Below are 12,459 nucleotides of genomic sequence, written 5' to 3'. Positions count from 1 at the left end.
ATGGCACTGGTCGGACTGGAGGAGCTGCGCGCGGCTCGGCAGCGGATCGCGGGGGTCGCCGTGCGCACCCCGCTGGTTCCCGCCCCCTGGGCGGCCGAGGGGGAGCGGCAGCTCTGGCTGAAGCCCGAGAACCTCCAGCCGACCGGTGCGTTCAAGACCCGCGGCGCCTACAACCGGCTGGCCGCGCTCACCGCGGACGAGCGGGCCCGCGGCGTGGTCGCCCAGTCCAGCGGCAACCACGCGCAGGCGGTGGCGTACGCGGCCGGGCTGCTCGGCATCAAGGCCGTGATCGTGATGCCGGACACCTCGCCGGCGGTGAAGGTGGACGCCACCCGGGCCTTCGGCGCCGAGGTGGTCCTGGTGTCGCCCGAGGACCGGGACACCCTGCCCGGCGAGCTCGCCGAGAAGCACGGCTACGTCTGGGTCCCCCCGTACGACGACCCGTTCATCATCGCGGGCCAGGGCACCGTCGGCCTGGAGATCGCCGAGGACGCCCCGGCCGGGCTGGACACCGTCCTGGTGCCGGTCAGCGGCGGCGGCCTGATCGGCGGCACGGCGGCCGCGCTCAAGCTCACCCGCCCGGGCATCCGGGTGATCGGGGTGGAGCCCGAGCTGGCGGCGGACGCCCAGGCCAGCCTGCGGGCCGGCCGACGGCTCTCCTGGCCGGTCGCCGACACCTACCGCACCATCGCGGACGGCCTGCGCACGCCGTCCGTCGGCGTGCTGCCGTACGAGCACATCACCGCCTACGTGGACGACATCGTCACCGTCACCGAGGACGAGATCCGCGCCACCGTCGCCCTGCTGGCCCGGCGCGGCCGGCTGGTCGCCGAGCCCTCCGGGGCGGTCGCCCCGGCCGCGTACTTCCACCGCGCCGCCGAGACCGGCGGCCAGTTGGTGGCGGCCGTGGTCAGCGGCGGGAACATCGAACCCGCACTGCTCGCGGAGCTGCTCTCGGCATAGGCGTAACCTCGTTCCGGCAAGGAATCGAAGTCGGAGGAGGCGGGGCACCGCATGGACGCAGGGCTCAAGCGCGAGCTGGAGGCGAAGGTCTACGCGGGTGAGCGGCTGACCCGCGAGGACGGGATCGCGCTCTACGAGAGCGACGACCTGGCCTGGCTGGGTGGGCTGGCCCACCACGTGCGGACGCGGAAGAACGGCGACGTCGTCCACTTCAACGTCAACCGCCACCTCAACATGACCAACGTGTGCAGCGCGTCCTGCGCGTACTGTTCGTTCCAGCGCAAGCCGGGCGAGAAGGACGCCTACACGATGCGCATCGAGGAGGCCGTCCGCCTCGCCAAGGCGATGGAGGTCGACTCCCTCACCGAGCTGCACATCGTCAACGGCCTCCACCCGACCCTGCCGTGGCGCTACTACCCGCGCTCGCTGCGGGAGCTGAAGGCGGCCCTGCCGAACGTCTCGCTGAAGGCCTTCACCGCCACCGAGATCCACTGGTTCGAGAAGATCAGCGGCCTGTCCGCCGACGAGATCCTGGACGAGCTGATCGACGCCGGCCTGGAGTCGCTGACCGGCGGCGGCGCGGAGATCTTCGACTGGGAGGTCCGGCAGCACATCGTCGACCACGACACCCACTGGGAGGACTGGTCGCGGATCCACCGCCTCGCGCACTCCAAGGGCCTCAAGACGCCGGCCACCATGCTGTACGGCCACATCGAGGAGCCCCGCCACCGGGTCGACCACGTGCTGCGGCTGCGCGAGCTGCAGGACGAGACCGGCGGCTTCCAGGTCTTCATCCCGCTGCGCTACCAGCACGACTTCCACGACTCCAAGGACGGCGTCGTGCGCAACAGGCTGATGGCCCGCACCGAGATGGCCACCGGCGCCGAGGCGCTGAAGACCTTCGCCGTCTCCCGGCTGCTCTTCGACAACGTCCCGCACGTCAAGGTCTTCTGGGTGATGCACGGCGTCACCACCGCGCAGCTGGCGCTCAGCCACGGCGCGGACGACATGGACGGCTCGGTGGTCGAGTACAAGATCACCCACGACGCGGACAACTTCGGCACCCCGAACAAGCTCGGCCGTGACGACCTGCTGGGCCTGATCCGCGACGCCGGCTTCCGCCCGGTCGAGCGCAACACCCGCTACGAGATCATCCGCGAGTACGAGGGCCCGGACCCGATGCGCCGTGAGTCGCCGCAGGCGATGCGTCTCTGACGCACCCTCCGACCTGCGCACTTCCCCGCCGCCCGGGCCGCACTCCGGCCCGGGCGGCGGTGCCTTCACGGCCTCCGCACGCGACCCGGGTTTACCAACCGGTATGCCGTTTGGCAGGATCGACGACATGTCCGGTTCTCATCGCGCCACCGAGTACCCGCCGTACGAGCCGATGCAGGAGCCGGTGTACGGGGTGCCGCAGCAGTCGCAGGAGGCGCCGTACGGCACGTACGAGCCGTACCCGCAGCCGGTCGGGCAGGTGTACCCGGAGCCCGCCGGGCAGGACTACGGCCAGGGCGTGTACCAGCCGTACGGGACGTCCTACGAGCAGTCGTATGAGACGTCCTACGAGCAGCCTTACGAGCAGTCCTACGAGCCCGGGTACGAGCAGTCCGGCGAGCACGTCCACGAGCAGCCGTACGACTCGTCCTACGAGCAGACCGCTGACGGGTACTCCGAGGCGTACGCGCAGCCGTTCGGGCCGTACGAGCCGGTGCAGGAGCCGGCCGTCCAGGAGTCGGCCGCCGTGCCCCTCGCGCCCCTGGCGCCCGTGGTGCCCGCCGCCACGCCCGTCGCGGGCGGTCGGGCGGCGGCCCGGGGCCGACGGCGCAAGGCGAAGCAGAAGAAACGTCACGGCAAGGCCGTGATGGCCGGCACCGCCCTGCTGGTGGCGGCCGCCGCCGGCTGGTACACCGTCGGCCAGGAGGGCGCCAAGCCCGGCCTCGCCGCGGCCGACGGCCCCGGCCCCGACGGCGTCAGCAAGCCCGACCAGCCCGCCCCGGCCCCCGCGGCCGTCCAGGCCGCCTCCGACCGGCAGGCAGCGCCCCAGGCCGCCGCCCGCGGCGAGGCCCGCCCGGACGCCTCGGTGGCCGCGATACCCGGCCTCGGTGCCAGCTTCACCGCGAAGATCCCCGCCGAGACCAACCAGGTCGTGGTCGCCTCCGGCGCGGACAAGAACACCGACAAGAACACCGTCGTCCTGTGGACCCGCACCCCCGAGGGGCGCTGGCTGGCCGGCGAGACCTGGCAGGGCCACAACGGCAAGAACGGCTGGACCACCGACCACAACGAGGGCGACCTGCGCAGCCCGATCGGCGTCTTCGGCCTCAGCGACGCGGGCGGCCGCCTGGCCGACCCGGGCAGCAAGCTCCCGTACGACAAGGACCCGAGCTTCGTGGTCTCCGGCACGGGCTTCTTCGGCGACCAGCTGGCCGGATCCTTCGACTACGTGGTCGCGATCAACTACAACCGCGTCGCCGGAAACTCCCCGCTCGACGCGCGCCGCCCGATGGGCGCCAAGAAGGGCGGCGGCATCTGGCTCCACGTGGACCACGACGGCCCCACCCACGGCTGCGTGTCGATCCCCGAGGACAAGATGGCCCAGCTGATCCGTACCCTGGATCCGGCCGCCCACCCGGTCATCGTGATGGGCGACACCGCCACCCTGGCCACCTGACCCCCCGCCGTCCGCGCCCGGACGCGGGGACCGGACCCGGTCCCCCCAACGGTCCTTGTCGATCCCCTACAGATCATGAGCGCGGATCCTGTCGCCGGTCGTGCCCCGCTGACCAGCGGGTAACCCGGTTCCATGGCAGCATGAGCGGTTCGCGCATTGTGGCACTCGGGCACTACCAGCCCCCCAAGGTCCTCACCAACGACGACCTGAAGGCGCTGGTCGACACCGACGACGAGTGGATCCGCAGCCGGGTGGGCATCCGCACCCGGCACATCGCCGAAGGCGAGAGCCTGGTCGACCTCGCCGCCGAGGCCGCGCAGAAGGCGCTCGCCAACAGCGGTCGGACGGCGGCGGAGATCGACCTCGTGGTGGTCGCCACCTGTACCGCGATCGAGCGCAGCCCCCACACCGCGGCCGCCGTGGCCGCCCGGCTCGGGGTGCGCTCGCCCGCCGCGTACGACATCAACACGGTCTGCTCCGGCTTCTCGTACGCCCTGGCCACCGCGGACCACGCGATCCGGGCCGGCGCGGCCCGCCGTGCGCTGGTGATCGGCGCCGAGCGGATGAGCGACACGCTCGACTGGACCGACCGCTCCACCTGCGTGATCTTCGGCGACGGCGCGGGCGCCGCGGTGGTCGAGGCCCAGGAGGAGGGCGCCGTGCCCGGTATCGGGCCGGTGGTCTGGGGCACCGAGCCGGAGAAGGGCGACGCCGTGGTGATCACCGGCTGGGACCCGGTGATCAGCCAGCAGGGCCAGTCGGTGTTCCGCTGGGCCACCACCCAGCTCGCCCCGCTCGCCCGGCAGGCCTGCGAGCGCGCCGGGATCGACCCGGCCGAGCTGAAGGGCTTCGTCCCGCACCAGGCCAACCTGCGGATCATCGACGCCATCGCCGGCAAGCTGGGCCTCGCCGACGCGGTGGTGGCCCGGGACGTGGTCGACTCCGGGAACACCTCGGCGGCCTCCATCCCGCTGGCCTTCTCCAAGCTGGTCGAGCGCGGCGAGCTCTCGCCCGGCGACCCGGTCCTGCTCTTCGGCTTCGGCGGCGGCCTGGCGTACGCCGGACAGGTCGTGCGCTGCCCCTGAGACCCCTCTCAAGCCTCCGCAGGCCCGGGTCCCGAAGACGGGGCCCCGGCCACGGCCGGAAGGCTCCGCGAACGACGAATGCCGGTGGGCGGGCACCCTCGTACGGGTGCCCGCCCACCGGCATGTCTGGCGCGCGGTGCGGTACGTCGGCGGACCTCCCCCGAGGACACGGCCGCCGTCCGTCGTTCCCCGGACAGGAGGCCGGGGCTGCGCGCGGAGCGGATGGTGGGTGTGGGGATCGGTCTACTTGGGCGGCTTCTTGCCGGTGACGCCCAGGTACACCAGGGGAGCGAGGTTGGGCTTGAGGTCCTTGACCTTGACGCCCCAGGAAGTGAAGGCCTTCTGGTGCTCGGCCGCCGAAGCGAGCAGCGAGACCAGGGCCCCGGCCACGGCGTTCGGGTCGAGCGACTTGTCGGCCTGACCCTTCGCCTGGAGTTCCTTGACGGCTTCCGCGAGCGGCTTGGCGACCGCGTTGAGGACCGTCATGCGGATCTTGAAGAACCGCTTGTCCCCTTCGGCGGCACCGAGCGTGACCACTCGGAGAATGGCGTCGTTCTTGCGCCAGAAGGCGAGGAATCCGTCGACCAGTTCTTCCGAAGTGGTCGGTCCGGACTTCCCTGCCCAGGACTTTCCGGCCACCAGCTCTTTGAGGGTGTCGGCGTCCTTGGCCATTTCCTCGGCGATTTCGAGGACTGCGCCCTCGACATCCGGGAAGTACTGGTAGAAGGTCGCGGGGGAGGTACCCGCCATACGGGCGACGTCGATGACCTTGACGTCCCGATAGGGCGACGTGCTGAGCATCTCGCGGAGGCAGTCGAGCAGCTTCTGCCGCGTCTCCTGTCCGCGTCGCCCGGCGACGCGACCGTCGACGGTGCGAACTTGTCCTGTCATGCCGTCAGCTTACCGTGGCACGATCTTGGCGCGATTCGGTGATGCGACTATTACTCCGCACGGGGGGCGCTATAGCGGCATGAACCACTTCGGACGGATATTCACCGGGCTCCGAAGCCCCTGTTGAAGCCCCCCCGTGTGCCTTTGATCTCACAGCGTGACGGCGAGTCCGCTGAGGGGTGGTCGGGTGACGGAGCGTGACGACTCGGGGTGGGTCCTGAATCGTTCCGAAGTGGACGGTCCGGGGCGCCGAGCGCAAGCCGCAGCCGGAGCGGGCGTCAGAATCCGGCCGTTCCGTTCCCGTCGGCCCGGGGGCGCTCGACGGTGCTCTCCGGGCGGGGGAGGTTGGAGATGCGCCGGGCGGCGTTGGAGAATCGGGTCCGGCACCACGCGGCGGGTGCGGAAACGGGGAGGTGGCAGCGGAGTGGACCAGCTGACGGCGCACGATCCGAGGCGGATCGGGCCCTTCGAGGTGCTGGGGCGGCTCGGCGCGGGTGGGATGGGGCTGGTCTACCTGGCGCGGTCCGCGTCCGGGCGACGGGTGGCCATCAAGACCGTCCGGGGGGAGCTGGCCGAGGACGAGCTGTTCCGGGTCCGCTTCGCGCGGGAGATCGCGGCCGCCAAGACGGTCGGCGGCTTCTACACGGCGGCCGTGGTGGACGCCGACGCGGACGCGCGGGTGCCCTGGCTGGCCACCGCGTACATCCCGGCGCCCTCGCTGGAGGACCTGGTCGAGGAGTGCGGCCCGCTGCCGGTGGAGGCCACCCGATGGCTGGTCGCCGGGATCGCGGAGGCCCTGCAGTCCATCCACGCGGCCGGGCTGATCCACCGCGACCTCAAGCCCTCCAACGTCCTGGTGGTCGAGGACGGCCCGAAGGTGATCGACTTCGGCATCGCGGCCGGGGTCTCCAGCACCCGGCTCACCATGACCAACGTCGCCGTCGGCACCCCCGCCTACATGTCCCCCGAGCAGGCCCGGGACAGCCGGACCGTCCGGGGTGCCAGCGACGTCTTCTCGCTCGGCTCGCTGATGGTCTTCTGCGCCACCGGGCACCCGCCGTACCGCGGCTCCAACCCGGTCGAGACGGTGTTCCAGCTGCTGCGCGAGGAGCCGGACCTGACCGGCATGCCGCCCGAGCTGATGGACCTGGTGCGCGCCTGCATGCAGCAGGCCGCCGAGCACCGGCCCACCCCGGCACAGATCCAGGCCGAGCTGGCCCCGCACCTCTTCTCCCGGGACGACGCCTCCGGAGAGGCCGGGGACTGGCTGCCGGCCAACGCGCTGGAGCTGATCGAGCGCAAGCGCGGCCGACGCCCGGCCCCGCCGGCCCGCGCGCCCCAGGGCCCGGCGGAGCCGCCGCAGCCGCCCCCGCCGCCGCACCCCCAGGTCCCGCCGCAGCCCCACGGGCCGGCCGACCCGCGCACCAACCCGGGCCGGCACGCCCAGCCGCCGGCCGGGCCGGTGCACGCCTCGCCGCGGCCGGGCCAGGCCTCCGACGCCGAGATCCCGACCGCGAAGATCGCCTCCCCGAACCGGCACCGCGCGCCGGCCGGCGCCGTCGAGGTGCAGCTCTCCGGCGCCTCGGTGCGGATAGGCCCGGGGCCGCGGGCCGAGCACGAGCAGCCCGGCCCGAACACCGCCCCGGCCGCGACCGACTGGGTCCGCCGGGCGGTCCCCACCCCGCCGCCCCCGCCGGCTCCGGCCGCCCGCTGGCGCCCCTGGCGGTTCCGGATGTCCAACGACGTCTGGGGCACCCCGGTGGTCGCCGACGGCACGCTCTTCGTCTCCAGCTTCGAGGTGCACGCGCTGGACATCGGCTCCGGCGAGCGCCGCTACAAGACCCGGGACGTCGCCTGGGCGCTCGCGGTGGACGCCGGCCGGGTGCACGCCGCGGACGGCCCGCACCTGTACACCGTGGACGCCGCGGACGGCACCGAGCGCTGGCGCACCTCGCTGGACGGCTGGGTCTACTCGCTCTCGGCCGCCGACGGCGTGCTCTGCTGCGGCATCAGGGGCGGCGGCGTTCAGCTGCGCTCGGCGGCCAACGGCGCCGAGCTGTGGCGCGCCGACGACGCCCAGCAGGACTACGAGAACCCGCAGTCCGGCCCGGTCCTGGTGGGCGGCGCCGCCTACTACTACGGCGCCGGGCGGCTGCGCTGCATCGACCCGCGCGGCGCCGGCCTGCGCTGGTCCTTCCCGGTCGGCGAGGACGTGCCCTCGCACCCGGTCGAGCGCGGGGGCGTGCTGTACGTCACCGCCGGCACCCGGGTGTACGCGCTGGACGCGGCGAGCGGGGCCGAGCGCTGGCGCTTCGAGGCGCCGGTGGTGCTGTTCACCCCGCCCGCGCTGGACGCCGACGCCGTCTACGTCGCCGACTACCTGGGCACGGTCTACGCGCTGGACGCGGCCACCGGCCTGGACCGCTGGCGCGGGGTCACCGGCAGCCGTCAGGGCGGCGAGCCCGTGGTGGTCAGCGACGGCATGGTGCTGGTCGGCAGCGGCGAGGTGCTGTACGCCTTCGAGGCGGCGACCGGGCGGGAGCGCTGGCGCTACACCGCGCGCGGCGAGATCGTCGGCTCCCCGGCGGTGGCCGACGGCCTGGTGCACCTGGGCAGCCGGGACCACTCGCTGCACACCCTGGACCTGGCGAGCGGTCAGCTGCGCTGGGAGCTCGGCACCAAGGGCGAGCTCACCGGTTCGCCGGTGGCCGTCGGCGGGCGGGTCTTCGTCGGCTCCAAGGACCGCTGCGTGTACGCGCTGGACGCCTTCTACGGCACGGCGGTGCCCGCCCGCTGAGGCGGCGCACACGTGCTGGTGGCGGCGGAGCGCCTGCCCCGCCGCCACCGGCACGCCTGTTCGGGGCAGCTCGGCCCCGGGCCCGTCAGGCCCTGCGGGCCTCCGGGTGGCGGCTGCACCAGCCGTCCCACGCGGAGGCGACCATCTCCTCCACGCCGTGGCGCGCGCTCCAGCCCAGCTCGCGGTGGATCAGGTCGGCGGAAGCCACCACCCGGGCGGGGTCGCCGGGGCGGCGCGGGGTCACCTCGGGGGTGGTGTCGTAGCCGGTGACCTTGCCGATCACCGCCAGCATCTCCTGGACGCTGACGCCCTCGCCGCGGCCGATGTTGAGCACCAGCGCGGTGGCCCCGGCCGGGTCCGCGGCCAGCCGCTTCGCGGCCGCCACGTGGGCCGAGGCGATGTCGGCGACGTGGATGAAGTCGCGCACGCAGGTGCCGTCCGGCGTCGGGTAGTCGGCGCCGAAGACCCGCGGGGCCTCGCCGGCGGTGAGCCGCTCGAAGACCATCGGGATCAGGTTGAACACCCCGGCGTCGGAGAGCTCGGGGGAGGCGGCGCCGGCCACGTTGAAGTAGCGCAGGGCCACGGTGGACATGCCGTGGGCCTTCCCGGCCGCGGCGACCAGCCACTCGCCGGCGAGCTTTGTCTCGCCGTACGGGCTCATCGGGGCGCAGGGGGTGGACTCGGTGACCAGGTCGACGTCGGGCATGCCGTAGACCGCGGCGGAGGAGGAGAACAGGAAGCGCTCGACCCCGCCCCCGGCGGCGGCCTCCAGGACGGTCTGCAGGCCGATCATGTTCTCGCGGTAGTACAGGAACGGCTGCTCGACCGACTCGCCGACCTGCTTCTTGGCGGCGAAGTGCAGAACGCCCCGGACGCCGTGCTCGCGGATCGCGGCGTCCAGGACGGCGCGGTCCAGGGTGGAGCCCTGGACCAGGGGAACACCGGCCGGGAGGCGGGACGCGTCGCCGGTGCTCAGGTCGTCCAGGACGACGACGCGCTCACCGGCATCGAGCAGCTGGCGGACGACGTGCCCGCCGATGTATCCGGCACCGCCGGTGATCAACCAAGTCATGCGGCGAATCCTAGGCGCCCGGTTCGGGTGGGCCTTCCGGGCGAGTCCGGCCAGCGAACCGGACAAACCGGTGAAATGCTGACAAAGATTTCCGTGCTCCCACACCCGCGCTCCCGGCGTGGTGACGAATCGGAGGCAGCCAGGTGAGCCGCAAGAAGGAACACACCCGACCCCTCCCCGCCGGGCCGCGGCCCACCGGCCCCAAGGCCGCGCACACCCGGCTGCCGGCGACGGGCGCGGTCGCGGTGGCCGCCGCGCTGGCCCTGACCGGGTGCAGCAGCGGCTCGTCCTCCTCCGCCCCGTCCTCGCCCGCGGCCGGCGCCTCCTCCGCCTCCAAGCAGGCCTCCCCGGCCCCCGCGCAGAGCGGGAACCAGCTGCAGGACGCGTACCAGAAGGTGATCGCCGACGTGCTGCCCTCGGTGGTGCAGATCGTCACCGGCGACAGCCTCGGCTCCGGGATCGTCTACGACGACAAGGGCGACATCGTCACCAACGCGCACGTGGTCGGCTCCGCGACCACCTTCACCGTCACCCTCGCCAACAGCACCAAGGCGCTGGACGCCGGCCTGGTCGGCAGCTACCCCGACTCCGACCTCGCGGTGATCCGGCTGAACAGCCCGCCGAGCGCCGTCAAGCCCGCGGTCTTCGGCGATTCGAGCAAGGTCGAACTCGGCCAGATCACCCTCGCCATGGGCAGCCCGCTCGGGCTCGCCGGCAGCGTCACCCAGGGCATCGTCTCGGCCACCGGGCGGACCGTCGCCGAACCCCAGGGCGGCGGCTCGCCGGGCGCCACCATCGGCAACATGGTGCAGACCTCGGCCGCGATCAACCCGGGCAACAGCGGCGGCGCACTGGTCAACCTGGACAGCCAGGTGATCGGCATCAACACGCTCGCCGCCACCGAACCCGAGACCAACGGCGCGGCCGCCCCCGGCATCGGCTTCGCCATCCCGGCGTCCACCATCACCAACATCGCCGACCAGCTGATCAAGCAGGGCAAGGTCACCAACTCCGGCCGGGCCGCGCTCGGCATCACCGCCCGGACCACCTTCAACCAGCAGTTCCAGCCGGCCGGCGCGGTGATCGTGGCGGTCAGCCCGGGCGGCGCGGCCGCCTCGGCGGGACTGCAGCCCGGCGACGTCATCACCAAGATCGGCGACACCCCGGTCGACTCGCTGAACGCGCTGACCACCGCGCTGGCCTCGCTCACCCCGGGCACCAAGACCACCGTCACCTACACCCGGGACGGCAACACCCAGACCGCCGACGTCACCCTCGGCACGCTGCAGTCCCCGTAGCCCCGGTACGGCGCGCCGGGCCGCACGCCGCGCAAGGGTTCCGCGGGCCGCCTCCGTACCGGACCGGCGCCGGGCCCCCGTCACTGCCTCGACGGGGGCCCGGCGCCTTGCCGTGTCCGCGGGTCGGCGGCGGGCCGGGCAGATCGGCGGCAGGGTGCGAGGTCAGCGGCGGGCGGTGCGGGTGTGCCAGGGCAGCTCGATGGTGACGGTGGTCGGGCCGCCGTCCGGGCTGTCCACCAGGAAGACCCCGTCCACCGCGCGGACCCGCTCGGCCAGCCCGGCCAGGCCGCTGCCCGGGTAGGGGGCCGCGCCGCCCTTGCCGTCGTCCTGGACCAGCACCATCAGCTGGTGGTCGGAGCGCCAGACGTCGACCGAGGCGGTACGGGCGCCGGCGTGCTTGGAGACATTGGTCAGCAACTCGCTGACGGTGAAGTAGGCGATGCCCTCGACCGCCGAGTCCGGACGCTCGGGCTCGCCGTCCCGGCCGGTCAGGTCGACGTTCACCTTGACCCCGCCGGGGACGGTGCAGCGGGCCGCGACCGCAGACAGCGCGGCGTCCAGGCCGCGGTCGGTGAGCACGGCCGGGTGGATGCCGCGGGCCAGGTCGCGCAGCTCCTGCAGGGCCAGCTTCACCTCGCCGTGGGCGTTGTCGACCATCTTCGCGGCGGCCGCCACGTCCTGCTCGGTCTCCACCTCGCGCAGCCGCTCCTTGGCCATGCCGAGGTCCATCGCCAGCGCGACCAGCCTGGCCTGGGCGCCGTCGTGCAGGTCGCGCTCGATCCGGCGCAGGTCGGCGGCGGCGGTGTCGACCACCGTGCCGCGGTCGTCCTCCAGCTCGCGCACCCGCTCGGACAGCGCCCCGGGGAAGAGCAGCGACTCGATCAGGATCCGGTCGGTCGCGGCCATGCCGCGGATCACCCAGGGCAGCACCGGCCACAGCACCACGACCGAGACCAGGGTCAGGGTGAAGCTGAGGATGCCCCACGGCAGCATCAGCACGTTGTAGAGGGCGGTGCGCCAGTTCAGCAGGTCGGTCAGGTGCGCGATGGTGTAGCCGACCACACCCGGGCGGCGCGGGCGCACCGGCCCCGGCTCGTCGATCCCGGAGCCGTACGCCGCCCGCGCCCGGCGGCGGCCCAGCGCGCCCAGGGAACGCTGGGCGGCCAGCCCCACCGCCAGCAGCGGCAGGCCGACCACGGTGACGGACAGCCCCAGGCCGACCGAGAGCGTGGTGACGGCGAGGACGAACCCGGCGATGCCGAGCGGCAGGTTGAGCAGCAGGTGCCCGGCCCGGTGCCACATCCGCGCGCCGTACAGCGGCGGGCGCTCCATCCGAGCGTCCTGCTCCTTGACGGCGCCCACGGCGCGGCGGTGCAGCGGCTTCATCCGGATCTACCGTCCCTCTCGGTTCGTGTGACGGGAGCAAGCTTCCCGAACCGGGGGCGGTGGATGCCATGGGGGTGATACATCTTCCCGGTCGGGGGTTATCCCCACCCCCCGTCCCGGGCGCCGGGTGTTCACCGGGGTGTCCACGGGACGTCTTGCGGAGCGGGCAGGGTTCGGGCGGAGCGGAGCCGTCCCCTTAGACTCACGCATTGGCCATGGTTGTGGCCGTGGTTGTGACCGTGGTTATGACCGCGCGAGGAAACGTCGTAGAACTGCCTTGAGGGGCTGGTTCACGG

General features: G+C 73.2%; 9 protein-coding genes. 6 read left to right on the top strand and 3 right to left on the bottom strand.

Going from position 1 to position 12,459, the window contains the following annotated elements:
- The 4 genes from ABT048_RS13730 (at position 1) to ABT048_RS13715 (ending at position 4,719) form a co-directional block, all read left to right on the top strand.
- Entirely contained in the window at positions 1-963 is a 963-nt protein-coding gene (locus tag ABT048_RS13730) for a threonine ammonia-lyase (RefSeq protein WP_350521555.1), read from the top strand.
- 51 nt (positions 964-1,014) lie between these two features.
- Entirely contained in the window at positions 1,015-2,178 is a 1,164-nt protein-coding gene (gene mqnE / locus ABT048_RS13725) for an aminofutalosine synthase MqnE (RefSeq protein WP_350521554.1), read from the top strand.
- A gap of 127 nt (positions 2,179-2,305) precedes the next feature.
- Positions 2,306-3,634: a L,D-transpeptidase family protein gene (locus tag ABT048_RS13720; protein ID WP_350521553.1), complete on the top strand. Its 1,329-nt coding sequence runs from the start codon at positions 2,306-2,308 to the stop codon at positions 3,632-3,634.
- Between the two features lie 140 nt (positions 3,635-3,774).
- Complete coding sequence (locus ABT048_RS13715; protein ID WP_350521552.1) at positions 3,775-4,719, top strand: beta-ketoacyl-ACP synthase III; 945 nt, start codon at positions 3,775-3,777, stop codon at positions 4,717-4,719.
- A gap of 243 nt (positions 4,720-4,962) precedes the next feature.
- Here ABT048_RS13715 and ABT048_RS13710 read toward each other — a convergent pair whose 3' ends face one another.
- A complete protein-coding gene (locus ABT048_RS13710) occupies positions 4,963-5,610 on the bottom strand; it encodes a TetR family transcriptional regulator (RefSeq protein WP_030055725.1) in 648 nt (215 codons plus the stop codon).
- Between the two features lie 424 nt (positions 5,611-6,034).
- On the opposite strand from ABT048_RS13710, the gene ABT048_RS13705 reads away from it, so the two are divergent.
- Positions 6,035-8,407, top strand: coding sequence for an outer membrane protein assembly factor BamB family protein (locus tag ABT048_RS13705; RefSeq protein ID WP_350521551.1), 2,373 nt, complete (start codon positions 6,035-6,037; stop codon positions 8,405-8,407).
- Positions 8,408-8,492: 85 nt separating this feature from the next.
- Here the strand turns inward: ABT048_RS13705 and galE are convergent, their stop codons facing one another.
- Positions 8,493-9,479, bottom strand: coding sequence for a UDP-glucose 4-epimerase GalE (gene galE, locus ABT048_RS13700; RefSeq protein WP_350521550.1), 987 nt, complete (start codon positions 9,477-9,479; stop codon positions 8,493-8,495).
- 221 nt (positions 9,480-9,700) lie between these two features.
- On the opposite strand from galE, the gene ABT048_RS13695 reads away from it, so the two are divergent.
- Complete coding sequence (locus ABT048_RS13695; protein ID WP_350521729.1) at positions 9,701-10,777, top strand: S1C family serine protease; 1,077 nt, start codon at positions 9,701-9,703, stop codon at positions 10,775-10,777.
- A 162-nt stretch (positions 10,778-10,939) separates the two neighbouring features.
- Here ABT048_RS13695 and ABT048_RS13690 read toward each other — a convergent pair whose 3' ends face one another.
- A complete protein-coding gene (locus tag ABT048_RS13690; RefSeq protein ID WP_402804401.1) occupies positions 10,940-12,163 on the bottom strand; it encodes a sensor histidine kinase in 1,224 nt (407 codons plus the stop codon).
- Between the last annotated feature and the right edge of the window lie 296 nt (positions 12,164-12,459).

The organism is Kitasatospora sp. NPDC096140 (assembly GCF_040303045.1).
GTDB lineage: Bacteria > Actinomycetota > Actinomycetes > Streptomycetales > Streptomycetaceae > Kitasatospora.
This window is presented reverse-complemented; position numbering and strand designations above follow the sequence as displayed.